Annotated in this window: 19 protein-coding genes and 1 other annotated feature; of the genes, 3 read left to right on the forward strand and 16 right to left on the reverse strand. The window is 44.9% G+C overall.

Annotated elements, in window-relative coordinates; translation table 11 throughout:
* Positions 1 to 510: 510 nt before the first annotated feature.
* The 3 genes from POF51_RS02115 to POF51_RS02125 form a co-directional block, all read right to left on the reverse strand.
* Positions 511 to 1659, reverse strand: a complete 1149-nt coding sequence (locus POF51_RS02115) for an AI-2E family transporter (protein WP_271753573.1) — start codon at positions 1657 to 1659, stop codon at positions 511 to 513.
* Positions 1660 to 1918: 259 nt separating this feature from the next.
* Positions 1919 to 3109 (reverse strand): MFS transporter, encoded by a 1191-nt coding sequence (locus POF51_RS02120; protein ID WP_069845050.1) that lies wholly within the window; start codon positions 3107 to 3109, stop codon positions 1919 to 1921.
* Between the two features lie 3 nt (positions 3110 to 3112).
* Positions 3113 to 3529, reverse strand: coding sequence for a MarR family winged helix-turn-helix transcriptional regulator (locus POF51_RS02125; protein ID WP_069845051.1), 417 nt, complete (start codon positions 3527 to 3529; stop codon positions 3113 to 3115).
* Positions 3530 to 3603: 74 nt separating this feature from the next.
* Here POF51_RS02125 and POF51_RS02130 point away from each other — a divergent pair, with 74 nt between their 5' ends.
* The 3 genes from POF51_RS02130 to POF51_RS02140 all read left to right on the forward strand — a co-directional run bounded on the left by POF51_RS02130 (position 3604) and on the right by POF51_RS02140 (position 7553).
* A complete protein-coding gene (locus tag POF51_RS02130; RefSeq protein ID WP_244521675.1) occupies positions 3604 to 5346 on the forward strand; it encodes a hypothetical protein in 1743 nt (580 codons plus the stop codon).
* A 139-nt stretch (positions 5347 to 5485) separates the two neighbouring features.
* The gene (locus tag POF51_RS02135; protein WP_069845052.1) at positions 5486 to 6301 is read left to right on the forward strand and encodes a MerR family transcriptional regulator; all 816 of its coding nucleotides are present in this window, start codon (positions 5486 to 5488) and stop codon (positions 6299 to 6301) included.
* A 31-nt stretch (positions 6302 to 6332) separates the two neighbouring features.
* Entirely contained in the window at positions 6333 to 7553 is a 1221-nt protein-coding gene (locus tag POF51_RS02140) for an MFS transporter (protein WP_069845053.1), read from the forward strand.
* 49 nt (positions 7554 to 7602) lie between these two features.
* On the opposite strand, the gene tyrS is transcribed toward POF51_RS02140, so the two are convergent.
* The 13 genes from tyrS to POF51_RS02205 all read right to left on the reverse strand — a co-directional run bounded on the left by tyrS (position 7603) and on the right by POF51_RS02205 (position 25498).
* Positions 7603 to 8871, reverse strand: a complete 1269-nt coding sequence (gene tyrS, locus POF51_RS02145; RefSeq protein ID WP_442869499.1) for a tyrosine--tRNA ligase — start codon at positions 8869 to 8871, stop codon at positions 7603 to 7605.
* A 57-nt stretch (positions 8872 to 8928) separates the two neighbouring features.
* Positions 8929 to 9158 (reverse strand) — a binding site (T-box leader).
* 75 nt (positions 9159 to 9233) lie between these two features.
* Positions 9234 to 10733: an ATP-binding cassette domain-containing protein gene (locus POF51_RS02150; RefSeq protein ID WP_069845054.1), complete on the reverse strand. Its 1500-nt coding sequence runs from the start codon at positions 10731 to 10733 to the stop codon at positions 9234 to 9236.
* Between the two features lie 314 nt (positions 10734 to 11047).
* Positions 11048 to 12712: a DUF6138 family protein gene (locus POF51_RS02155; protein ID WP_069845055.1), complete on the reverse strand. Its 1665-nt coding sequence runs from the start codon at positions 12710 to 12712 to the stop codon at positions 11048 to 11050.
* Positions 12713 to 12749: 37 nt separating this feature from the next.
* Positions 12750 to 13811 (reverse strand): suppressor of fused domain protein, encoded by a 1062-nt coding sequence (locus POF51_RS02160; protein ID WP_069845480.1) that lies wholly within the window; start codon positions 13809 to 13811, stop codon positions 12750 to 12752.
* Between the two features lie 136 nt (positions 13812 to 13947).
* The gene (locus POF51_RS02165) at positions 13948 to 14586 is read right to left on the reverse strand and encodes an RNA ligase family protein (protein ID WP_069845056.1); all 639 of its coding nucleotides are present in this window, start codon (positions 14584 to 14586) and stop codon (positions 13948 to 13950) included.
* 14 nt (positions 14587 to 14600) lie between these two features.
* Positions 14601 to 15563, reverse strand: coding sequence for an AAA family ATPase (locus POF51_RS02170; RefSeq protein WP_017248460.1), 963 nt, complete (start codon positions 15561 to 15563; stop codon positions 14601 to 14603).
* 110 nt (positions 15564 to 15673) lie between these two features.
* Positions 15674 to 16492 carry a hypothetical protein gene (locus POF51_RS02175; protein ID WP_069845057.1) on the reverse strand — a complete coding sequence of 273 codons (819 nt, stop codon included), beginning with the start codon at positions 16490 to 16492 and terminating at the stop codon, positions 15674 to 15676.
* 106 nt (positions 16493 to 16598) lie between these two features.
* Positions 16599 to 18074, reverse strand: coding sequence for a protein adenylyltransferase SelO (locus POF51_RS02180; RefSeq protein ID WP_069845058.1), 1476 nt, complete (start codon positions 18072 to 18074; stop codon positions 16599 to 16601).
* A 195-nt stretch (positions 18075 to 18269) separates the two neighbouring features.
* On the reverse strand, positions 18270 to 19298 hold the full coding sequence (locus POF51_RS02185) for an alcohol dehydrogenase catalytic domain-containing protein (protein WP_069845059.1): 1029 nt from the start codon (positions 19296 to 19298) through the stop codon (positions 18270 to 18272).
* A 32-nt stretch (positions 19299 to 19330) separates the two neighbouring features.
* Positions 19331 to 20830, reverse strand: a complete 1500-nt coding sequence (locus POF51_RS02190; RefSeq protein WP_069845060.1) for an aldehyde dehydrogenase family protein — start codon at positions 20828 to 20830, stop codon at positions 19331 to 19333.
* Between the two features lie 45 nt (positions 20831 to 20875).
* Complete coding sequence (locus POF51_RS02195; protein WP_271753588.1) at positions 20876 to 22534, reverse strand: flavin-containing monooxygenase; 1659 nt, start codon at positions 22532 to 22534, stop codon at positions 20876 to 20878.
* 96 nt (positions 22535 to 22630) lie between these two features.
* Entirely contained in the window at positions 22631 to 24070 is a 1440-nt protein-coding gene (locus POF51_RS02200; RefSeq protein ID WP_083261540.1) for a DUF1254 domain-containing protein, read from the reverse strand.
* A gap of 24 nt (positions 24071 to 24094) precedes the next feature.
* Complete coding sequence (locus tag POF51_RS02205; protein ID WP_083261542.1) at positions 24095 to 25498, reverse strand: DUF1254 domain-containing protein; 1404 nt, start codon at positions 25496 to 25498, stop codon at positions 24095 to 24097.
* Positions 25499 to 25507 lie beyond the last annotated feature (9 nt).

Here is a 25507-nt window from a genome sequence, read left to right on the forward strand (position 1 = left end):
GTTTTTGTATCTTTTTTGTAAGTATTAACCATTTCTATATTACTATGGTCATGAACCAATTTTCACCTACAAATTCTCCTCGATTTTACATTTTTTCACAATGGGGATAATTCCCTGTTTGCTCAAAGCGGTTTTCAGGACAAAAGTCACTTTCCACTTTTTGGTCGAAACATGTGCGCTGGTACTCTAGCCTAATGGATTCAGGACATGAATCCTAACCATTTCGAATAGGAAAAATACATTACCTGAAAACTAATGTGCTGGCCTGCACACCTCCTTACAATCCAGCAGAATAACGTATTCATATGCACCTGTTTGAGAAACTGTTATTCATTATAACAGAGAGTGTTTTGGAAATCAGTTAAAAATTAGGTAATTTTTGTTATTCGTGATACTTTTTACCCAAACCACTCTTCAATCCCTGCAAAAAAGGCTCACACTTTCTGGTTTCATTCGAAAGTGTGAGCCTTTAGATTTACGATTTCATTGAGGAATTGAAACGGTGGACACCTATTCTTTCAGGATAATATTCTTGTCCTTCAGTCGCTTATTTGTCGTGCTTCTGACGAGGGTATATACGACGGCAAAGGCAGGGATTCCTAGCAGCATTCCCATCAACCCGAACAATGCTCCCCCAACCAATAAGGCTGCTATCACCCATAAGCCATCCAATCCGATTGAATTACCTACCACTCTTGGATAGATAAAATTACCTTCGATTTGCTGCAAGACAAGAATAAAGACAAGGAACCAAATAGCCTTCACTGGATCGATCATTAAAATAATAAAGGCACTCGGAATCGTCCCGATATAAGCACCAAAAATCGGAATGATGCTCGTTACACCAATGATCACACTCACAAGCAGTGCATACGGCATGTTAAACGCCCACATCCCCACAAAACAAAGCCCGCCAAGAATGAGAGCCTCTGTTAGCTGACCTGAGATAAAGCCACTAAATGCTCGATTGGTGATTTGTCCAATTTCTACAGCCCGATCCGCCTTTGCTTTTGACGAATAGGCATAAACGAGTTTTTTCGCAATGAGCGTCAACTTTTCCTTATAGAGGAGCAAATAGACGGACAACATCAGCCCCATGATGACATCGATAAAGCTAACAGTAAACATTTTCGTATACGTCAGTAATACAGGGATGGAAGTCAGGAAAAAATGACCGAACTTATTTACAATTTCATTCCACTTCTCCATAAGTGTATTCCATAAATCGCCGGACAAGTTAAATCTCTCTGCAAAACTATCGACGAAAGCCTTTAATGATTGCATGTCATTCGGAATACTTGCCGCGAGCATGGAAATACTCGTGAGAAGCTGAGGGACAATAAACCACATGAGAAATGTAAAAAATACAAGGACAGTCGCCAGCGTTAACAGGATTGAAAAAGGACGTCTTACTTTTAACCAGATTCGATTGTTACCGCGGTTAAGGGGTGAGAAAAGTCTTTCTTCATAAAATCTCATTAAAATGTTCAAGATGTAAGCAATGGCAATCCCATAAATCACAGGATCTAATAAGTCAAATATTTCATAGATAAATGACTTTACAGAAGGAAAATTCCAGACCACAGCAAACAGCAATACGGTGTAAGTCGCGATCATTATGTATTTCTTTATATCTCGCCAGTGTACTTTCTCCATCATTTTCTAGCTGACTCCTAACCTTTGTGAGTTCTAAGTTGATCTGTTTGTTCATAAACTTTTCCATTAATATGTCCACCCACAAGTATACTATGATTTTCAACCGTTCGTTATCATTTTTCTACTTTCACTAAAACTTCCCTCGAACTTTCCACAATCATGCGTATCAAAAAGACTGCGAAAAAGATAACAGGCTACCGACTAAGGGCAGCCTGCATATCTTCTATAGGGGGCCAAACTCCCCCTTTTTTACTTGGATGAGTTAGGTAGCACGCATCAATTCCCGATCTCGTTTTCCGTGTAGCCAGTAATAAAGCGGGATACTGAAAAGAATGAAGACAACCATCCCGACGAAAATCGTACGATATCCTGTATGCGGTACGATAAAACCGAGCAGATAGGGCCCGATTCCTAATCCTAGATCATACAAAATGTAGTAAGTAGAGGTTGCTAATCCAAAGCGATGCGGAGCTGTTACCTTCACAGCTACGGTTTGGGCAATGGAGTTAAAGTTACCGAAGCCTACTCCAATCAATGCAGCAGATAGCAGCAGCATCCAGGAAGTTGAGGTTTGACTGAAGAGAAGCATCCCGAGCGCAAATATCACCAGGCTTGGGTATGTCACGATGTTCGCCCCTCTTGCGTCCATTAGCTTTCCTGAGAATGGTCGCGAGAGGATAATGACAATGGCATACACCAAGAAGAAATAACTGGAAGCTGAGGACAGATTAATTTCTTCCGCATAAAACGATAGAAATGACAAGACACCCGAATAGCTGAAGCCGATTAATAAGGCGACGAATGAAATCGGCAAGGCTTTCGGCTCGATGAATTTCGAAAGCAGAGAACCTTTTGCTTCCTCTTTCACATTTGCGGAAGCAAGCGGAACATTGATTTTTGCCATGGCATAAAACATCAAACAAATCAGGGAAAACACAACATTCATCGTAAAGATCCAGGTGAAACCATTTTCAAGCCGCAATAAGATCATGCCGAGAAAAGGACCAATCGCAGTGGCTAAAATCGCACTTAAACTGTAATAGCCAATCCCCTCACCCTTGCGAGACGCTGGCAAGATTTGAGCAATAATGGTACCTGTTGCTGTACTGGCAATACCAACGGCAATCCCTTGCAGCAATCGATTTACCAGTAAAAAGCTGATATGGACAGCAAAAAAGTAAAGCAACGAGGTGACAGCAAAAAATCCTAACCCAATCCAAAGCGTTTTTTTCGTACCAATATGACTAATAGCTCTACCGGTGAGTAATCGGCCAATCAAAGCACCAATGATAAAGATACTGGAAACCAATCCTGCTGAACTAGTTGAGGCGTGAAATTCTGTTTTGGCATAAGAAGCAATCGTAACCATTAGTAAGAAAAACATAAGTGTCAAAAGAAAATTGATGAAAGAAACAATAACGAACTCTTTCGTCCAAAGCCTATCCTTTTTCACTGCTTACCCTCTTCTCTTTAGGTTCATGATTATTTTTTCGAGTACTGTGGCAGCTGCGTCTCTTTCTTCTGGTGAGATGCCCTCCAATATTTCTTCCAAGAACGGATCAGTCGCTTCCATAATCGTCTTATGTAGCGCTTCACCTTTCTCTGACAAATACATAATTTTTTGCCGTTTGTCTGATCCAGATGAAATCGAAATGATTTCACGAGCGGCTAATTTTTGCGCAATGGGTGTTATGGCCGGCTTCTCTACTTGCCAATAATCGGCTACGTCACTAAAAGTAGCAGAACCGTTATTTTTCAAATAACGAATTAACGCCCATTGCGTGACGGATATACCGAATGGAAGTAACTCCTCTTGCAATTGGTTATTGTATATACGATGTGTGAATGCGACTTTTGAAAAGAACGGGTACATGTTAGCTCCTTTTTATTAGTTAATTAATTTAATTAATTATATATCTATTCTTGCTGTTTGAGAAGGTCTAAATCATGATGGCTTACCTTGTGGCTTTTTCGGTGCACATTCGTCTAACGTATATCATCATACAAAAGGAGAAAATCATGCTGGCAAAAAGGTTTTTCGCCATTCCCTTCTTATTATTGCTATTCTTGGTACTTTCTTTTCCAATACCTACGCTTGCGAAGGAGTCCTCCTTTCAAAATCCGTATTATGTGTTTAGCTGGGATGAGGCAGGCAATGTCCGCATTACTGATCTGGCGAAAAATGAAATCCTCTCTTCCATTCAGTACCAAGCCGAATATGGCACGATTTACAATGCAATGACTCCTTCCCTTCCGAAAGGAGCCACTCAAATAACGTTGGATCAAAATCCAGCATTTCAACCAGGAGCAGCCATCGAAATTCGCTCCGAATCGTTTGGCGGCATTTTGTACCATGCTCCCAACGTGTCGTCACTTGAATTGAATGCAACGCAAAAACAGCTCATCGTCAATCTGGATCACATGAATGATCACAGATACGTACAGCAAGGCTCTACGAATCAAGTCGGAAAAGTCCGCCACGCTTCCGAATATCATGCTAACGATGAACGGACCAATTCATTCTCACTGGTAGTTGGGTATCAACCGAAGCTCATGCCGCGATTTATGAGTCAGCCTTCTGGTTTTTTGGCTACGCACGTATGGACAGAGCATGCTGACGAGCAGACGCTGCAAACGAATCGGGCTGTTTATTTCGGTTCCGAGAAGATTACATCGTCGGCACAAGCGACAGGCGGTTTTGTCAAACATCGAATACCGGTTACGAAAAGCGTCTTTTACTCGAATCCGTATTTTCAAGCGAAATCGCCTGTCAATGTCGCCATTGCGCAATGCCCTGAATTTTTGCAGTTTCTGGATGATCTGAATCGGAACGGTAATGATATGGGTCTACATACCCTCTATCCTTACGAAACCAGGCACTATCAAAAGACTACGGAAGATGCGTTGCAAGTAATGAAAGATCACTTCCAAAGCAGTACATGGATTGACCATGGGTATTTGAAGTCCAGCTTTGCGTTTAACGCGCTCGACAACCAAACTGCGAATTACTTGGCGCATCAATGGAAAAAATACGGCACATCGTATTTTTGGCACTACAGCTCAGAAGATATCGCCAATCCCAATCATGGTCTTGATCTGTACCAACCCCAAAGAGGCGACGCCCTGCGCACCCCTCTCTATTGGTCGCATCCGACAGTCACCGGCCCGTTTTATTCATGGTCGGCTGCCACCATTCCGGAAGATACGCTGTATCTGTATCGGGAACAAAATCTCCAGCAGCTCATTCAAAATCGTGGGGTTTTTATCAATCATACTTACTTGGCAAGAATTCCTTCCAAAAAGCAAGGCGGGAAATTTATCATTCGGGATATCAAAGGTAACTGGATCATACATCCTGATTTTGACCGCTTATTGAAACGAATGGACACCCTGCGCGATCAAGGCAAATTGCATTTGACAACCGTACGTGAAATCATGGATTATTGGCTCGCCCTCTCTCAAGTCAGAATGGAATATGCACCAAACGGCTCGATTGTTCTGCACAATGATGGCATGCGCAAGATTTCTGGTCTTTCTATGGCGACAAAAGCTTCGGAAGTCTATGTGAACGGGATGAAGCCGTCGCAGAAGAAAGCGGATGGCGATCTTATTTTTTGGTTCGATCTGGAGCCGAATACAGTCGCTGTTATTGCTGCGAGCAAAGTGGATAGTATTGCACTTCAGAAATAAAATAAAAATCGGTCACATCCGGTGGTATCGAAACCCACCGGTTTTTTATTGCCCATTCCCCTTCCCTTGCCGCTTGACTCTCCCCTTAACTGGAAAGTTATACTCGGTACAGAAAAAACGTAAGTATGGAGGTTGCCCCATGTTTAAAATCAGTGAATTTGCGAAGATTAGTCAAGTCTCCGTCAAAACACTTCGTTACTATGACCAAGTTCATTTGCTAAAGCCAACTCATACTGATAAATTCTCAGGCTATCGGTATTATTCGGCTGACCAAATGTTTCAGCTTAATCGGATTTTGGCTTATAAAGAATTGGGGTTTTCCTTGGATCAAATTCGTCAGATGATGAGCGAGCAAATCCCACTCGAACAAATCAGGGGGATGTTTCGAATCAAGCAAAGCGAGATTCAATCCATTCTGGATAAGGAGCAAGCACGACTGAATCTCATCAAGGATCGTCTGTATGCCATCGAAAATGAAGAGAAAAGCTTGTCTTCGCATGACGGTATTCTAAAAAAAGTAGAACCTCAACTTGTCCTATCCTATCGTCAAAGAACGCCGTTCAATAAAATTCCGGAGCTATTTCAAAAGCTGGACGATTATATGGGGCGTTCAGGTCAATCTTCTCTCTCCAGAATGGTTCTTTGGCATGGCTGTGAGGAATGCGATGACAACATGGATGTGGAAGTGGCGCGTTTGCTTACTCACGATTTGCAGACCCAACCACCTTTTACCGTTAAGCGATTGCCGGAAATTCCGTTGATGGCTACGCTCATCCATCATTGCCGGACGACATGCCGTTGCACTGCGAGTGTCGAATTGGCGATATGGATTGAACGAAATGGATATCGGATCAAAGAGAATGAGCCGCGTCGTGAAATTTGTGTTCATCGTGAAAATCCCAAAGACCCGGACTCTTATGTCGCCGAGCTCCAGATTGCCGTAGAAAAAGCTTAACAATCGAACATGTGGAGAGGAGATTCAGCTTTTGAACAGACAGCAAAAGTTCCTAACTTTTACCTTATTTATATTGACCTTCGTTCTGGGTACGAGTGAATTTGTCATCATCTCGCTGCTTAGTGATGTGGCATCCGAGTTGGGCATTTCGATTTCAACAGTAGGATCGCTCGTGTCAGCCTTTGCCATTTCATTTGCCATCGGTACACCGATCTTAACTGCGATATTCAGCCGATTTGCCAAGTATCCACTCATGCTTACGTTGATCGCCATCTTTGTTACAGGGAATATTCTAACTGCCCTATCCGAGACGTATGTATTGCTTCTTGTTTCCAGAATCTTGACTGCTGTTGTGACCGGGGTTTTGATTGCACTTGCCATGGCGGTTGCCAGTGAAACGATGCCTGCTGAAAAAAGGGGGACCGCTATTTCGATCATTTTTTCGGGCTTCACGATCGCCAGCGTTATTGGGGTGCCACTTGGTACTTTTATTGGGCAATGGGGAGGTTGGCAAATGGCCTTTTGGTTTGCGGCGCTACTAGGCGTCATTTCTCTCCTTGCCAGTGCAGTGACTATCCCAAAAGGATTGAAGGGATCGAGCAGTTCCTTGCAAAAACAAATCGGGTTACTGACCAATACACGTATCATCATCGCTTTTTTTATCCCGGCATTAAGTATCGCAGCTACTTATACGGTATATACGTATTTAACTCCTTTGCTGCAAGAAGTACTCTTCGTACCGAACCAATCTATTAGTCTCGTATTTTTACTGTACGGGATAATTTCGATCTTTAGCACGTTGATTGGTGGAAAACTGGCCGCTCACAACGGGATTGGAAAGCTTCGGTATGTATATCTGATGCAAGCCGCTATTCTCGCATCTCTTTATGTTTCGTCCCATACCCTTCTCGGTGGATTCATCAGCTTATCATTTATGGCCTTGGTCGTTTATATCATGAATTCCACGATGCAATTGTATTTTATTGATTTGGCCGATAAACATTTCCCGGCTGCCAGAGATTTGGCTTCCTCATTAACTCCTGTGTCAGTCAATGTTGGGATCGCCCTCGGATCAGCTTTGGGTGGATTTATTACGACAAACCGGGAACTCATTGATGTTTCCTGGGTTGGTGCGATTGTCGCGATCGCAGCATCGTTGCTGACTTTTATCAGCTATAGTTTAGATCGCAAAGCGATGTCCTTCCACAATCATACGTTGGAGGACTGTCAAACACGAAAATCATGCAATTAAAAGAAGAAGCTTCCCTTCATGTTTCCAGGGAAGCTTCTTATTCCTTCATCTATTGAGACAATTTTACCAAGCTGTAGTTTTTCTTGCCTTTGCGGATAATGATGAAGCGACCGCCGATAGCGAGACTTGGCATTACTTCCAGTTCCAGATCGGAAACCCGCTCGCCATTTATCGAAATAGCGCCTTTTGTAATATCCTCACGTGCTTGACGCTTGGATGGCTCAATGCCGATCTCAACAAGCCAGTCAACGATGTTCTTCGTTTCGAGGGTAGATTCGTACGTCGGCATTTCTTTGAAGCCTTGCTCGATCTCATCTGCCGATAGCGATTTAATATCACCAGTAAACAAAGCTGCTGTAATACGCTTCGCCTGCTCCAGCAATTCCTCACCGTGTACAAATCTCGTCATTTCCTCAGCCAGCGCTTTTTGCGCCTCGCGTTTGTGTGGCTCGGTCTGTACTTTTTCAGCCAACTCGTCAATTTCCTCTTTGGAAAGGAACGTGAAGTATTTCAAGTATTTCACAACATCGCGGTCATCGGTATTTGCCCAGAATTGGTAGAATTCGAATGGTGTTGTTTTGTTTGGATCAAGCCAGATGGCTCCCCCTGCTGTCTTCCCGAATTTCGTACCATCTGCCTTCAGCATCAAAGGAATGGTGAGACCGAATGCTTTTGCTTCTGATCCTTCTTTTTTGCGAATCAGATCGAGACCGCTAGTAATGTTGCCCCATTGGTCGGAACCGCCGATTTGCAGCTGAACATCTTCATGTTTGTACAGATGCAGGTAATCCAGCGATTGCAGAATTTGATAGGAAAACTCCGTAAACGAAATGCCGCTTTCCAGTCTGCTCGATACAACATCCTTGGCAAGCATCGTATTGATGCTGAAGTTTTTCCCGTAATCCCGCAAAAATTCAATGACATTGATCTTATGCGTCCAGTCGTAGTTGTTCACCAAACGGATTTGGTTGTCGCCTTCTGTAATGAACAGCTTTTTCATCTGTGCGGTGAGTTTGTCGACGTTTTCCTGAATTTGTTCCAGTGTTTGCAAAGAGCGCTCGGATTGACGGCCGCTCGGATCGCCAATCGTACCTGTTGCACCACCGATCAAAATGACCGGACGATGACCAGCCAGCTGGAAGCGTTTCAGTACCATGAAAGGAATCAAGTGACCGATATGCATACTGTCACCTGTTGGATCTACTCCACAATATAACGAGACTGCTTTTTCATTCGTTAATTCTCGCAGTCCTTCTGCATCTGTTTGCTGATTGATGGCATCGCGCCATTCGAGTTCGTCGATAATATTCACTGCCATACACTCCTTCAATCTCCTAGGGTAAAAAACAAAAAATCGCCCCTTGTCTATTGTAGACATAGGGACGATTGAATAACCGTGTTACCACCCAACTTGCACCAATGGACCCAAGCGTTAACGCAGGCCATTCATGCCACTCGTAGCGAGTTATCGTTCGCGATTCCGCTCGGCATTACCCGAGATACTCCAGAGTGTAATTCGCTCGCTTATTGTGTACCGGGTTCCATCAACCCCCGGCTTTCTAGAACAGGGAATAAGCTGCTACTGGGCTCTTTCAACGTATGTTTCATATGAAATTAAAGTCAGTATATTGAATTCAAATAGCAATGTCAACCATGTAGCAATGATTCCGCCACTATCCTTTATGTTATTTTCATGAGACCTTCGGAAGTTAGCTCATAAACAGTTGTTGCGACTTCATGTAAATACCGTCGATCATGCGAAATACTGATAATCACACCGTCAAAAGCCGTTAAGGAGCGACACAGAACAGGAGTCGTCAAAGGACTAAAGTTTCGGGTCGGTTCATCCAGTATCAATATTTCGCACTGATCTAAAATCATTTTTATTAGGAGCAATTTCGCTTTCTGTCCCCCAGATAAATTTTTAATGGGTTGATGCATCTCATCCTTTGTAAATTTCATACTGCCTAAATGCGTATACGCTTTGGTAATCGCATCTTTATTCCCGGTTCTTTCCAAGAATTCAATCGGTGTTTTCGTTGAATCCAGTCGGTCTTCATAGTTTTGGGGCATGTAACCGATCTTTAATGACGAGTGCTGGACTAGCTCATCCATGATCTTTTTCAACAACGTCGTTTTTCCGATTCCATTTTCCCCAATAATCGCGACTTTTTCTGGCCCCTTGATCGATAAATGAATCTGTTTCGATAGCTGTTTGTTCGCTATTTGCAGTACTTCCAATGAAAACTCGAGGATTTGTTTACTACCGGGCACATGTACCGCAGAATCAAATCGGAATTCGCTTGCTTCTTCTACACTTGGTACCTCTAGAAACGTTTCCGATGCTTTCTCCATACGCTCTCTTTGATTTTTCAGAGACTTGATTTTCTTTTGCAGTCGCGGGTCTGAGCGGGATACGTTCCGATGTTGATGTTCTGCCTTATTCCAAACGTCATGCCATTTCTCCATTTGCTTTCGATGATCAGAAGCTTGCTTTCTGGCTATCTGCTCTTGTTTGTTCAAGTGGCTCTCACGATTCGCGAGGTAATTCTCATATGGTTCTCTTGAAAACGTATATTTGGGTACTTGTTTGCGCTTCGTCAGTTCCATATGAAGGATACCGTTTGCTGTATTCGCAATAAATGTTTCGTCATGCGATACGTATATGACAGGAATAGCCGTCTGTTGGATAAATTCTTCCAGCCATTCCATCGTTTGAATATCCAAATCATTCGTGGGTTCGTCCAGTAATAGAACATCAGGCTTCTGTGCCAACAGACTTAAAAAGCGGTATTTGAAACGCTCACCACCGGACAGAACACCCATCCTTCTATCTGAATCCAATGCATGAATGCCGAGATCATCCATCGCTCTTACCAGTTCTTTGCTCCATTGATTTTCGGCAAAGAAGTCGGCAATGGTCATTTGTTTTTCTTCGTCCGATATCTCCTGTGAAAGAAAACCCATGGAACATTCGTTTCTCAACACTTTCCCTTCAAATGTGCAATACTCGGCAATCATTTGTTCCGCGTAAATCAATTTTAATAAGCTGCTTTTTCCATTTCCCTCTTCCCCGATGATGGCAATCTTGTCGCCGTTTTGCAGGGTCAGATGCAAATTTTGAATGAGAGGCCTGCCGTCTTTTTTGGTGGTAATCGTGATATTGTGCAGTTCAACCATTTGGATTCCCCATTTCGTTTTTACATTTCTCGTCCTTTACTCTTTGTTCATCTGTATCACCCCCCTTTTTTGACAACAAAAAAAGATGCTTCTGTCCAATAAACAGAAGCATCTTGCTCTCGTTCTAGAAAACGCTATATGGAAAATAGACCATACAGGAATTCAAGATTTAAATTTGCGGGTGAATTTGGCTTCTTGTTTATTTATTATAGGATTGGCTTTTCCAATAAATAAACAATTGCGCAAATGATTCACCCTCCGTTCCATGTAGTTGAATTCAATATAGCATGGCCTTCTAAATATTGTCAATGAAGCTATTCGACCAAGGCTAGCAGTTGTGCAAGCTTGTCTTTGATGGAGGAAGATTCCTTTTTTACCGCCTGAGCGAGCTTCTTGTTCCCGCCGAAAAGGCGATAAATAACGGTTTCCCGCAGGTAATCCTCCATCGCTGCAAGCTCCCCTATGAGTGCATCCATCAGTTCTGCACGATCGATGGTGATATTTTTCAAAGGCTTCGCAGAGTCGCTACTGCCAAGCACCAGAGAGACGAGTACTGGCATATTCTCTACGGTTACACCATGCGCCTCGATAAACGCAATAGCAAAATCGTCCTGAGCAGACTGATGCTCCGTGTCGACCAGCTCCATATAGCGACGAAAGAGTGGAAAATAATCGTTGCTAGACAAGCCGAGAGCCACTACCGCATAGGTGCCAGGCATGACGGATTTCTCACTAGGCTCTACATCCCCATACCACGCAAACTCCTCCATCGCAAGCTCGGCATATTCTGCAATTTTCGGGTATAAGACAGGAAAACGGGAGGCATTCGCAAAAAACTGGTGCAGACCTGACTTTGCCAGCTTTTTTACTGGCAGGTAGTGCTTTTCGCTGCTCTTCAGCTTGAGCTTGTACCCTTTGGGAAAACCTTCACGCAAAAGACCGTTGATAAAATCCAGTGCTTCTCCGTAGGCGGCTTCTTCCTCAGATACGATACGGATGTCGATCGCTTGCAAAACGTCATTGGCGCTTGCTTGAATCAGAGTGCCTTTATACTCGTTTTCAAAGCGACCGCTGCCCCGTTTTACATAGTCCGTAGCCTGCTTGGAACCGAGCTGAACAGCGAGGTCCAGAAACTTCTTGCGGGTGTCTGGTTCCTTGTTACCAATTGCGAGAGCGATGTACAGGAAAAAGTCCAGCTCCTCCATTTTTGGTTCTTGACGCTCCTGCTCAGGTTTCAAAGCCCAATCCAGTCCATAATGCCCAGTACGATCGAAAAATTTGACTAAAAAACGCTCATCCGCCCAGCCTTTTAAAGCCAAAGTAAAGTAGTATGTCCATGAATCACTGCGTTCTTTATTAGAGCGCAGCTTTTCGCTAAGACGCTGGATGAGCGGTTCGATAACTTCCTGCTTTTGCTCCATCAAATCGGGATTGACGAGACAATGAGCAAAGAAAAAATCATCTCTTTCACTCGGACGTACGGGAAGCTCCTGCTTAATTTTTGTCTCAATAAATTGATCCAATGCTTGTTTTAGACTCTCGCGTTTTTGTTCGTTTACGAAATGGTGAGTATGGCATTGCATCGATTGTTCCCACTCGAATTCGAAGACGAGCTCGAAGCGGTAATTAAAAAAGTGAGAAGCATAGTCGGTGGAATGAAAAAGGGATTCCATGCGTTCACACAGTGCGGGAAAAAATTCTTGCATGAGAATTTCCTCTGTAAGCTCCTCCATGTAAGGACCCGCGTCGTATTTGTACGAGTCGTCGCTCCAACTGTAAGGTTCATGGACATCCACGTGGATTTTGCCATTGGCCCAATCGAGTTTTCCTTTTCTCCATGCCACTCTCAGGTAGTCTTTGATCCCGACCTGCAGTCGACTCCAGTCTTTGATCTCGTTGATCCGCTGGTTCTCTTTTTTGTAAATTTCTTGGATGGAAGTCCATACTTCGTTTAGAAATGCTTCTGCTGCCTGATTCATTGACTACTCTCCTCCTCGCCAAAACAGCACTACCGTCTTAACCGATGACCTTGACGACATTGCCCTCGCTATCGGTAATATTGGTTTTCACAATGTTTATGGCAATTCCTTTCAGGGAAGGCATCTCAAAGCTGCTTTCCTTTGGAAGCAACTGCTTGGTAAGCGCAATCGTTGTCGCATCATCGAGGACAAATCGAATGACGTCCTCTTCTGGAATACATTCAGGCTTTTCTCCTGCCTCAAATACAACCCGGACATCAGGTCCCAGCAGGCTCAGGCTTTCCCCTTTTCGCATACGTCCGCGGAGAATCTTTCCGATGACTTCCGCTTGCTTCGCTCCCAGCTTTAAGGTCGAAGGTGTTTTTTTCAAAAAGCCTTTTTTACCTGACTCCCATCCTAGCTGGCTGACAAACAAATAGGCAGTGTTGGAGCCTTCTTGTTCCATTCCTTTTTGAACAGCATCCGAAACTGTAGAGTTGCGAAGGAGAGAATCCCGCTCGAGATCGGTTATGTAGGAAGGCATGAACGGCAAGCCAGATTGGAGTACGCCACGTGTATTCCAAGCCATCATCTCATCGAGTTCATCACCTGTGATTCCGACCATTTGCAAGAATTGCACCCGACCATGTGGTGTATCGATTTCGGGAAGCTGTGGGTCAGTGACAAAAGCGAGCGCAGTCAGTTGGGTATCGGCACCCAGGCATATCGGACCGTTTGCATCCAAATGATCACCAGCTTGAAATACATTGCCGGTGTTGAATACGTAACGCGCCATGTTTTGAAGCAGGTTCAGCGCCCAAGCAGGCGGCTCTTCCTCTTCGTCCCCTCGCGCTAGTCGAAACGTCAATTCAAAGCCAAAGCCGCTTTCCTCTTCATTCTCGGATTCCTTTTCATATAACTCAGTAAAACCATACGTGACAAAATGCCAATGCGGGTAAGGCTCGTCCGCTTTGTAGGCGCTTATTCCATCCAATGGATCCTGACCACCCAGCGCATACGAGATGAGCGTCCCGTAATGCTTAGGCTCCTGCTCTCCATAAATCTTTCTCATCTCCTGATCAATGGCATCCCAGCCCGCTGACATCATTTCTTCATTCACTTCTTCGTTCATCTCTCTCGCCTCCTATGTAATGACTGTCTTAACAATAGCCAAAATGAAATTTGGATACTCTATTAGACGGTCAATACCACTTAGCAAATTACATTGTTCTCAATCCCTTCTATATCAAAAGTCTTTAACTGGTTTGTGTTATTCCATTCGGAACAACTGGCTTCGATAACCAGTGCTGGTCGGTTTGCACATGATTTTTACGCACAAACTTGGCGGCAGATTGTTTAAAATCTTCGTACGGAAACCTCTCCGTTACTCGTACCACGTAGCCCTCTTGTTCCCCGCCGTAGACAGATTGTTTGGTATAGCAACTTTTTACGGTCTCTTCCTTCCAAATCCCTCTGTATAAGACAGGCGCTGTTTCTAAGCCAAGTAGTTCGGCCCATTCTACCGTTTCGTCCCAAGACAAGCATTCATTGTTTTCATTCCAGATAGAGAAAACGTAGAAATAGCTCGTTAGGTGTTGGTAATAGATGGAGTGCAGCGCAAATACATTTTCTCCGCAAATTCTCCAGCCTTCGGGGATATGAAACGAAATCGTCCCGTGCAGCATCTTTACCCAATGTCTAGATGCGTGGTCTTTGCTATCCAGTGACCTTGCGTGGATATGATTTCGGTAAAGAGTGGTATTTTCGCCATCCAACTTCTCTGTCACGACTACTTCTTTTCCCTCGAAATGATGAACCGTTCGCAAGATTTTATCATCGTCGGTTCTACTTCTTGACCAGGGTAAATGAAAGGTTCTCGGGTATTTTTTCAACATCGTTATTCACCTCCTTATTTCGCATAGGCATCACCTTCCTTAAAGAAGTACAGCTTCCATAGGTACTCATCGCCCAACAAATGATAAATCTCGGAAATATCTTGCTGCGTTCCGTAGTTAATCTTCATGTGCATTTGAATCAGGTTGACGACTTCGAAGATAAAATCATCTTCGAATCCTAATTCTTTTAAGAAATGGCAAGCAATTTGCGCAGAGACATGCTCATGTCCGTAGTAGGAGTAATGGCCTTTCATCGGCTTGTAGGTTTTGCAAAATGGTTTTCCTGTATCGTGAAACAAGGCGACCACTTGCATGAGAAATTTGTCTTCTTCCGTGTAAAAGGCGTTTACATAATCGAAAACATGATAGGTATGCTTGCACAAAGGGTACTGATGATAAGGGTTTTCCTGATTAAACTGATACATCTCTTGGAAGATCGGAATGGCATTCAACTTGGCAAACAGCTCTTCATAGGAAGGTTCATTTTGAAGCAATTGAACAAACTCTTCTTTTCCAATGGCATAAGGAGCTGGTTCGTGCAAGAGATGAATGTGATCCCAACCTTCATTCTTAATAGGAAAATGGAAGTTCTTCCGCATCTTCGCCAAGATGTATTCGTCTACGGTTCTCTTTCGGGATCGATTGCGCTCTAGGCAAACAGAATAGGGAACATCGAAGTAATAGCATACCTTTTGGACATCGGGAAATTTGGCAAGGACCTTCATTCTTTTCTCTCTGTCAATATTGGTTGCGTCTAAGATGACATTCTTTCCAGTCGCCAGCTCCGTTGCGATTTTCGAATAAACCTCAAAAAATACTTGCGCTGACCTTTTTTGCTTTCGCTCATCACCGAATAAGTTTTGGCGAATTTCATCCGTAGACACGATGGTTGCCCGTTCCTTTTTGGCAATTTCTTGTGCCCACTTGCTTTTGCCACTGCCCGCAATGCCTGACAGGACGATTAATTTCTTTTTCACTTATATCTCACCTCCTTTCAATAGAAACTAACTTTTCGACTTACTTTTCCAATATTATACACACTTCGCGTATAGATGGCACCCTTCTTTGTTCCTAGATTTTCCGTTCTTTACAGCCACGGACCAAAGAAATTCTGGACAGCTTGCTCGGAATAGCTATCTTCACCGCGCCAATTCACGACGGCGAAAAAGTCGTTCTTCCCGCCACGCCCTGGTCTGTCCTTGCTTGGAGCTAAAATTCCAGTGGATGCAAGAATTTCCATGAAGACATCCCGTTCATTCTTGCTAGACGGAAAGGCTCCAGTAAGACGCTTCTCCAGTTGACGGGCGGCATCGGTTGGCTCAATGCTTGCAATGATGTCTAGCACCTGACGGAGGATAGCTACATCTTCTTCCTGTACCGTAAGATTTTCTTCCTTGCTTAACAGCTCCAGATCAAGCATGAGGTACGGTAGATAATTCAGGCGAATGCCTCCCCATTTGATTCTTTCGAAATTCAGGACATTCAAATCTTCATCGGTATATTGCTCTCGTCCAGCGATATAGTAACGGTCGCATTTATGGCAGTCTCCATACATGGCGAAGTAGGTGCCGTTTTCAGGATTCGTATACTTCCCGACGTTACTTTCGAACGTATGGGCTGTCAAAGACTGAGTCAAAGCCCAACTAGACATGGCGCTGCGCAGGTACACCTTTCGCGTCGAGAGACTGTGCAAAAATGCTGCGGCGACTTGTTCTTTCGTCACTTTTTCATGCAGAGCAATGATTTTCTCTATGCACTCCTCGTGACTGATCGTCAGCGGGTCAAACATGAGGCCTTTGCTTTTGGCGTATTCAAAATCTGCTCCCGAAAAATCGAATGGGCGACTCTTCCATCCGTTGCTGCTCCAAAATGTTTTCATCAAGATTTGCTTTGCTTTTTTATCCATAAAACGATTGCTCCTTTTTTCTTTGCTTTCCATATTTTAGCGCGGATCGGATGTATGAAAAAAGAGTCCAACGTGTGAAAGATCGTTGGACTCTGATTGCTTGCTATCACGTACCGCAAAACGTTTGGTAAGGACGTGCCGATTCCGCTGGTAAAGTCGTGTATGCTACCTGTTCAGGCGTGTACGCATATGGATCAGAAAGGACTGCCAAAAGCCGTTCCATCACAGTGTTGTCGCCCTCTTTCCATGCTGCTTCCAACGCTTCTTCTACACGATGGTTTCGAGGGATGACTGCCGGATTGCTGTTTTTCATTACCTGTTGTACCGCTTCGATGTCTTCTGGCTGTCTTGTTAGTCGTGCTTTCCACTGCTCCTGCCATTCCGTGAATTCGCTCGTGCCAAACAGCACGGTACCTTCTGGTTGATTGATCGTGAGCGCACGGAATGTATTCGTATAGTCTGCACCGTGCTCCTTCATCATGTTGAGCAGACCTTCGATCAACGCTTCGTCTTGCTCCTCTTCGTTAAACAGTCCAAGCTTTGCCCGCATTCCTCTGAGCCAATTGCTGTGATACAGCTTGCTAAATTCGCCAAGGGCATCTTCGGCCATTTTCACAGCCTGCGCTTCATTTTCATGCAGCAACGGCAATAAGGTTTCCGCAAAACGAGAGAGATTCCACACAGCAATGTACGGCTGATTTCCGTAAGCATAGCGGCCTTGAACGTCAATGGAGCTAAATACCGTTGCGGGATCATACGTGTCCATGAAAGCGCAAGGACCGTAATCGATGGTTTCGCCGCTGATCGCCATGTTGTCGGTGTTCATGACTCCGTGAATAAATCCTACGAGTTGCCACTTGGCAATCAACTCCGCTTGACGCTTGATAACTCCCTTCAGTAGGAGGAGATAACGGTTTTCTTCTGTTTCGATCTCTGGGAAATGTCTTTGCAAGGTGTAATCAGCTAACGCGCGGAGATCTTCAATCGAGCACCATCTTGCCGCGAATTGAAACGTGCCTACTCTGATATGACTGGCTGCAACACGTGTCAAAATGGCACCAGGCAGCTCGGCTTCGCGATAGATAGACTCGCCAGTTGTCACTACTGCAAGGCTCCGAGTGGTAGGAATTCCGAGTCCATGCATGGCCTCGCTAATGATGTATTCGCGCAGCATCGGGCCAAGGGCCGCTCTACCATCGCCACCGCGTGAATAAGGTGTTCTTCCTGAACCTTTCAGTTGGATATCAAATCGCTCTCCGGAAGGGGTAATCTGCTCGCCAAGCAGAAGGGCCCGTCCGTCGCCTAGCATGGTAAAGTGACCGAATTGATGTCCGGCATATGCTTGCGCGATAGGCATTGCGCCTTCTGGTGCCTCGTTTCCCGCGAGCATAGCTACAGCATCGGTGCTTTGAAGGGCTTCGGCGTTCAGCCCGAGCGACTTTGCCAATGACTCGTTTAGAATGGCGAGCTTCGGTAAATGCACAGGAGGTGGGCTCATTCGGGAATAAAATGATTTCGGCAGCGTTGTATAGCTGTTGTCGAAGTTCCATCCCGGTTCAATCGTTACTTTTTTGTCCGTCATTGTATCTCCTTTTATCGATTGGTGTATTTGAATGGAAGTAACTGTACACTTGATACATTTTGCCAGTTTATTATACCCTTTTCACGCAAGATTGGAGCACATTGGTCAGGTGAAAAAACAAAAAAAACGCCGGTAAAAAGAGTCTGCTATGATGACCAGCAGACCCTTCCCAATGTTTGCAATGACTAGCTTGTCTTATTCGAATTTTGTGACAACAAATGTTCCGGTCAGCGTATTTTGGGTCATTCCTTCAAAAATGTCGTTCACTTCAGAAAGAGAAACCTCACGATTCACCATTTTGCTAGGAGAAAGTTTTCCTTGCAACACAAAGGAGAGAAAAGAGGAGTAACCATGAACCGGCATGCCAAAGGTAGAAAGGAAGCGAATCTCTTTCTTGACCATATCAGTCACAGGGATCGTAACATTTCCACCATCGTGTGTAATAAGCCCCCCTTGCAAGTGGCGTCCGTCCTTTTTGAGGCTGAGAATCGAGTTTACACATGTTTCGGAATGGCCCAGTGCATCTACAGACACGTCTGCTCCACCCTTCGTGAGTTCCATGATGGCTTCGACGGGGTTCGTTTTACGGCTGTTAATGGTATAAGCTGCTCCCATCTGCTTGGCTAACGCTAAATTCGTATCTTGAATGTCCACACCGATTACATTTGCCCCCATTGCTGAGGCAATGTTGATCGCAGAAAGTCCAAGTCCACCACATCCATAAATGGCCACCCACTCCCCAGGCATAACTTGTGCCCGATCGACCAGACCATGGAAAGCGGTCATGAAGCGGCAGCCCAAGGCCGAAGCATCGAGGAAGTCAATTTCCTCTGGCAAGTGGATGACATTCCGGTCTCCTTTTGGAACGGCGACGTATTCTGCGTAGCCGCCATCATAGGACATCCCGGGGAATGACCTGGAGTCACACAGGTTTGACTTCCCACTGAGACAAAAAGGGCAAGTTCCATCACTTCCGATAAATGGGACAACTACCCGATCTCCCTTTTTAAAATGGGTCACTTCCCTACCCACTTCTTCTACGACGCCGCAGAATTCATGACCCAAAATACGGTTTGCCGGTTGTCCATGCAGCCAAAAATGCAAGTCACTTCGGCATACTCCATTTGCCATTACTTTAATAAGAATCCCGTCTTTATCAGGTGTGGGATCTTGAACATTTTTCACTTCACATTTCTGTTTATCTACGAGTACCAGTGCCTTCATTCTGTTTACCCCCTGATATGGTTTTGATTGATCTAATTGAGGCTAATTAAGACACTTTTCGTTTTTGTGTATGCTTCAATACCTTGATAGCCCATTTCCACGCCAATTCCGCTATGCTTATGCCCACCAAAGGGAAGAGCGTTATCCGATTTGAGGTACGTATTTACCCAGACAGTTCCTGCTTCTAATGCATCGATGACTTTATGTGCAGTTGTCAAGTTTTGTGTCCATACACCGGCAGCCAATCCGTATTCGGTTTCGTTCGCTCTTTCAATGACTTCCTCTATCTGTTCAAACGGCATGACGCACAAGACAGGGCCGAATATCTCCTCTTTTACGGCAGTGCAATTTTCTTCGAGATCAGTAAGAATGGTAGGCTCCAAATAATTACCGCCTGCCAGCTCGCCCTCTTGTAGAACGTTCCCACCTATTAAAACGGTAGCTCCTTCTTTTTGGGCGATTTCAATATAATTTTTCACCGATTGCAAGTGCTCTTTGGAAATCAGCGGTCCCATCTGTGTAGCTGGGTCTAGTGGGTTCCCCACTTTCATTTTTTGTGCCATTTCAACCAATTTTTCTGTGACCTGTTGAAAGACTGACTTTTCCACATAGAGCCGAGTCCCTGCCACACATATCTGGCCCTGGTTTGTAAACATTCCCATAAACGCGCCTTGAATCGCTTTATCCAGGTCAGCATCCGCAAAAATAATGTTTGGTGATTTTCCGCCTAATTCCAGTGTGATTTTTTTCAGAGTGTCAGCGGATTTTCTCATGATGCCTTTGCCCACTTCCGTTGACCCTGTGAAACCGATTTTGTCGATATCAGGGTGACTCGTGATCGCTTCCCCAATTTTACGGCCGGAGCCTGTTACAATGTTCACCACTCCTGCGGGGAAACCCGCTTCCATGATCAGTTCACCAAGTAGCAAAGTTGTAAGGGTGGTTTGCTGGGAAGGCTTCAAAATCACGGTATTCCCTGCGGCGAGCGGAGCAGCTAACTTCCAGACTGTCCCCAGCAAAGGATAGTTCCATGGTGTGATTTGTCCGCATACCCCTAAAGGCTCTCTTCGTGTATAGGCATGAAAATTGCCACCTGATGTAAGCGGTATCGTTTGTCCTGTTAATTTTGTCGCCCATCCGGCATAATAGCGCAAATGAGCGACAGCACTTGGGACGAAGCCGTGGCGTGTTAGCGTAATCGTATTTCCGCCATCCAGCGTCTCGAGATAAGCAAATTCTTCGACGCGTTGTTCCAGCAAATCGGCGAGCTTATTGAGGAATTTTGTTCGTTCTGCAGGAGAAGTTTTGGACCAAGGCCCGTTAAATGCTGCTCTTGCTGCACGAACTGCCTGATCTACGTCTGCCTCGTCTCCTTCATAAATTTTCGCAATGACCTCCCCATTTGCTGGATTGATAGATTCATAGGTTTTGCCGGAGAGAGAAGGAACCCATTCACCGTTGATCAGCATTTGTTTTGTGCCGGAAAGGAACTGTGCTACGCTTTCTTGCGGTACACCCAAAACTTTGGACATGCTTTTCATCTCCTGTCATTTGCTTTTCTTCATTTGCATCTACTTCTAGGATATGGTTTCTCTAGTGGACGACGGTGTTAAGGAGAAGCCCTCATAGCCCTTGGCTGCTACCTCGTTGCAAATTTTGCGATAAGCTCCAACACCGCCTACATAGATGAGGAATCCACGTGGTTTGCCCTCTATATTTGCACCTGTGTACCAGGAATCTGTTTTCGTGTAGAGTGTCGAATCAGCCACTTCGCTACAATGCGTGCTCCAAGCCTCCTCTGCCTCCACTTTCGCCTCAATAGATGCAATCCCATGTTCGCGCAAATATTCTATGCAATCGCCAATCCATTCCACATGCTGCTCAATGGAAACAGGAACGTTGGACAAGGAGGAAGGACTCTCAGGACCCGTAATCATAAACATGTTCGGGAAACCAGCGTTTGCGATGCCAAGGTACGTTCTAGTTTGCGGACCTCCCGCCCATTTTTCTTTGAGTGAGATCCCGTCTTTTCCACGAATATCAATCTTAAACAACGGCCCGGTCATCGCATCGTAACCCGTTGCAAAAACGAGGATATCCAGTTCATACTCTTCTTCCGTCGTTTTGATTCCCTTGGGTGTTATCTCGGTAATCGGCCTACTCTTCACATCGACTAGCGTGACATTGTTGCGGTTATATGTCTCATAATAATTGGTGTCCAGAACAGGCCGTTTCGCAGCGAAATAATAAGTTGGTTTCAAAAGCTCGGCCACCTTGGGGTCTTTTACAACTTCGCTTATTTTGGAGCGAATAAAATCGGCTGCTGTTTCGTTGGCTTCTGCGTTTATTATCAAGTCATTGTAAGTGCTGCCTAACCCAAAGCCTCCCCGATCCCAGACCGTTTGATATTCCCGCTGGCGTTCTTCCGGTGTATCTTCCAACGCAGATCGATCATTTTGCACTTTGTGAAGATAGCCAGTTGCAGATTCACGTGTTTGCCGTTTTATCTCGCTATAGTTGGATTTCGTCTGGCGTATAAATTCCGGATCATAGGGATGGTTTCTCGCTGGCGTGCAATACCCTGGTGTCCGCTGAAAGACAAACAGATGCACTGCCTCCTCGGCAATGACCGGAATCGATTGGATGCCGCTTGAACCTGTACCGATCACGCCAACTCGCTTCCCCTTGAATTCTACTTTTTCATGTGGCCAATGTCCGGTGTGGTACCACTCGCCTTCGAAGCTATCAAAGCCCTTGAACTTGGGAATATTGGAGGAGGAGAGATTACCGACCCCCGTAATAAAATACGTCGCCGTTACATGTGTGCCATCTTCCATTTGGAGTCGCCACCTGTTATGTACCTCATCGAAATGGGCCGCCGTTATGCGCGTATGAAACTGGATGTCACGCCGCAAATCGAATTTGTCCGCTACATAGTTGAGGTAACTCAGAATTTCTGCCTGTTCCGGGTATCTAGAGGACCAAGTCCATTCCTGATAGAGCTCCTCAGAAAACATGTAATTGTAGATGATGCTTTCCGAGTCGCATTTCGCTCCGGGATAACGATTGGCATACCATACGCCACCAACATCTGGAGCGGCATCATAGGCTTGCACAGAAAATCCTGCTTCACGCAAGCGATAGAGCATGTATAGTCCTGAGAATCCCGCGCCGATGATCACCGCGTCGAAGTCGTTACTCGATTTCACCTGGGCTTTGTGCTGAGTTGATGTCATTCCTGTTCCAACCTCCCAATAAAATCATTTTGTTAGTTATCCGAATATTCCTAATTCCGCACGTGGACATTCCCTCAAAAGAAGAGGTTCAAAGCTTTACTCATTCACTACTTTGATAGCCGGTATGACAAGGGTATTCTCCTGTAAAGACTCATCCGGGGTGTAGATTCTTACTACCAAACTAAAATTTGGAGCTGTCGTTGAGGTAGGCGATGGCAGCCAGTTAGTCTCTTTGTCCTTCGGTGGTGTGCTCTGAATGTAGATATCCAGCGAACCATCCAGGTTGTATTTCAGCCCTTCCGTGCGATCGCCAATGGAATAGCGGTCCAACTCATTATCGATAAAGTGATTTTCAAAATTGTATAGGCTAATCGACCAGAACGATTTTGTCGGAGGAATCTGCTCTTTTTCAAAATGAATTACGTATTTTTTCTGTCCGACCAACGGAGTCCCGCCATCATCCACACGAGTTGATGCATAAACAGCTTCCTCCGGTGTATTGGCACCAATTCCATGCATGGCAATCATGGCTCTATTTAAATAATAGGTATCATAAATACCCACTCGCTCATTGTTTACTCGCCAATTTCCATTGTTGGGTCTTTGCAGAATACTGATGGAATTTTTTATGATCTCTTTTGCATCTTTTCCTGCTTTCGTCAAACCTTCCCATACAACAGGATCATCGTCTGCGTGAAATGTCCCTGCCTGATAATCCAAGCCGATGAACTCAAGCTTGCTTAGAAAAGCTTCATCCCTTTGTGGCGGCGGGTTAAGCTTCATCAATTCGGCGAGTAACGGGTAAAATTTTGACGGATCATCGAAGTCAGCCGATTCTATTTTGGGCAGACCGATCGCACCTGGTTTCTGTTTATCATCCAAGGGAGCTAACGTATACCCTTGTTGAATTTTATAAACGTTGGGCAAGTCTTTTTCGCCATTCACAAATGTTCTACCAAGAATCCAAAGCATGTCCGTAGGCGCCCGAACGACCTCTACGTTACTTGGCAGCTTTCCTTCCCACTTCGGTCCCACAATAATTACTTTTCCACCTTTGTAATCATCCAGATTGGACCCGCCAATATACTTGAAGGAGTTGCTGTAGGCATCCATCATTTGTAAGGTGAAATATCGATCGATTTTGGGATAGCTCAACACTTGAGGACCTTTTGATAAATCCAGCCATGCTGATGAGTACAACGTGTCATTGTTCGGTTTGACAAAATCTTTGAAGCTTGCATCTGCCAGCACCTTGTCGTGATGGAATGTGTTTAAAGGGGTTTTCTCAGTGAACTGCTGCATCGTTCTAGCCATTTCCACAAGGGTATAACCGTAAATGTAAGCATCAACCCCTACACTGTACGCCAAATTGGTACGGTACGGAGCTTGCACGAGTGGCGCCGAATTTCGTGTGGCCGAAGTCTGTGGCTGAACACTTCCTGCATGATATTGCTTGTTTTCGTTTACATATGCACTACCCGTTGCCATTGATGTCAGTACACTCAATGCTGTAATGAACATTCCTGCCTTTTTCACAAGCACTTCCTCCTTTGCTTTTTGTCAGTTTACTTTTTGCACCGTGGGAATTTCGTAATTGCCTTCCAGAACAATCGGCTTGGGTAAATACAGTCTGAGCATCAAGTTAAAATCTCCTGCTGGAGTCGGTAGCCAGTTCGATTCTTTTCCAGCAGGCGGATCTTTCTGGAGGTAGATATCGAGAGAGCCGTCTGCATTGTATCTCAGTTCCCTCGTGCGGTCGCCAATGGCATAACGGTTGAGACGGTTTGGTACGAAGTAATAATCTGCTCCATACAGGGTTAATGACCAAAAAGCATCAACAGGAGGAAGGTTATCTTTTGAAAAGTGAATGACATAGCGATTCTCTCCCGATAGTGGGGTTCCATCGCGATCCACATCCGTCCTTTGGTATACGCTCTCACTCGGGATGTTGGCACCGAAGGCCGTACGAGCGACAACTGCTCGCTTTAGGTAATCCACCCCATATGTTCCGTAATCGAGGTTTAGACTCCATGTATTTTGTCCTTGTCCTTTGACAGCACTTGCCATTGTAATGATTTCTTCCCCATCTTTTACAGCGCGCCTTAATCCTGCCAGAGTCGCTTTATCCAACGTAGTTTCATCAAAATCATCGGTTGGGGAAATTCCAATGTGTTCGAACTGGTTGACGTGAGCTTCATCCGCTGAAGCCGGCTGATTAGATTTCATGGAGCTGGTCAGGAGGCGAAAGAACGACAGCGGGTCCTTTTCGTCCAATATCGCAGCAGATGCATTCGAGGAAGAGCTGATCTTCGTTGATTGGACAAGGGGTGTAATCGTCATCTGTTTTTGAAGAGCGGTTACATTCGGAATATCTGTTTCTCCATCTATTAAAATACGCCCACCAGCAAGCACTGTATTGGTCGGGGACTTGATGACTATCCTATTTGCCGGCAGATCGCCTTTCCAGTTTGGTCCGACGATCAAAAATTTGCCTTCTTTTGTGCCAGTGGTTCTCGTCCCAATATAGTCAAAAGAATTTGTCCAAGCGTCCATAAATTGGATAGTGTAATATCTTTTTCCGAAATCAGGTACGTGCAGAACCAGTGGACCTTGCGCAAGGTCAAGATAGGCAGCAGAGTACAACGTATCGTGATTCGGGGAGACCACGCCTCTATAATCAGCAGCAGGCAGCGCTTGAAGATGAAAAAACTGATTCAAGGGCCTTTTGGCTTGTAAAGCACTTCTCTTCTTTTTTTCCAATGTCACAAGAGGATAGCCGTAAATGTAGGCTTGGATACCCAGGCTGTATGCAAGATTCTCACGTGACTGTTTGGTTGATACCGTTCCCTGCGACGCCATAGCGTTAGCCTGTGCATGAGCTGTTAAAGCAGGGGTACTAACAGAAAAGGATAGCGTTGTCAGAACAGTAGCCAGTGATAAAATCAATCGTTTTCCTTTCACCATCGTTCCAAG

It is taken from the genome of Brevibacillus sp. AG (genome assembly GCF_028369215.1).
Classification (GTDB): Bacteria; Bacillota; Bacilli; order Brevibacillales; family Brevibacillaceae; genus Brevibacillus; species Brevibacillus porteri.

Bases quoted from the DNA above. Each gene is read 5' to 3' on its own strand.
- POF51_RS02125 (WP_069845051.1), bottom strand. From the start codon at position 3,529: ATGTACCCGTTCTTTTCAAAAGTCGCATTCACACATCGTATATACAAT.
- POF51_RS02150 (WP_069845054.1), bottom strand. From the start codon at position 10,733: ATGGTTGAACTGCACAATATCACGATTACCACCAAAAAAGACGGCAGG.
- POF51_RS02155 (WP_069845055.1), bottom strand. From the start codon at position 12,712: ATGAATCAGGCAGCAGAAGCATTTCTAAACGAAGTATGGACTTCCATC.
- POF51_RS02115 (WP_271753573.1), bottom strand. From the start codon at position 1,659: ATGATGGAGAAAGTACACTGGCGAGATATAAAGAAATACATAATGATC.
- tyrS (WP_442869499.1), bottom strand. From the start codon at position 8,871: ATGGCAGTGAATATTATCGACGAACTCGAATGGCGCGATGCCATCAAT.
- POF51_RS02165 (WP_069845056.1), bottom strand. From the start codon at position 14,586: ATGTTGAAAAAATACCCGAGAACCTTTCATTTACCCTGGTCAAGAAGT.
- POF51_RS02180 (WP_069845058.1), bottom strand. From the start codon at position 18,074: ATGACGGACAAAAAAGTAACGATTGAACCGGGATGGAACTTCGACAAC.
- POF51_RS02185 (WP_069845059.1), bottom strand. From the start codon at position 19,298: ATGAAGGCACTGGTACTCGTAGATAAACAGAAATGTGAAGTGAAAAAT.
- POF51_RS02175 (WP_069845057.1), bottom strand. From the start codon at position 16,492: ATGGATAAAAAAGCAAAGCAAATCTTGATGAAAACATTTTGGAGCAGC.
- POF51_RS02205 (WP_083261542.1), bottom strand. From the start codon at position 25,498: ATGGTGAAAGGAAAACGATTGATTTTATCACTGGCTACTGTTCTGACA.
- POF51_RS02190 (WP_069845060.1), bottom strand. From the start codon at position 20,830: ATGTCCAAAGTTTTGGGTGTACCGCAAGAAAGCGTAGCACAGTTCCTT.
- POF51_RS02135 (WP_069845052.1), top strand. From the start codon at position 5,486: ATGTTTAAAATCAGTGAATTTGCGAAGATTAGTCAAGTCTCCGTCAAA.
- POF51_RS02195 (WP_271753588.1), bottom strand. From the start codon at position 22,534: ATGACATCAACTCAGCACAAAGCCCAGGTGAAATCGAGTAACGACTTC.
- POF51_RS02130 (WP_244521675.1), top strand. From the start codon at position 3,604: ATGATGGCTTACCTTGTGGCTTTTTCGGTGCACATTCGTCTAACGTAT.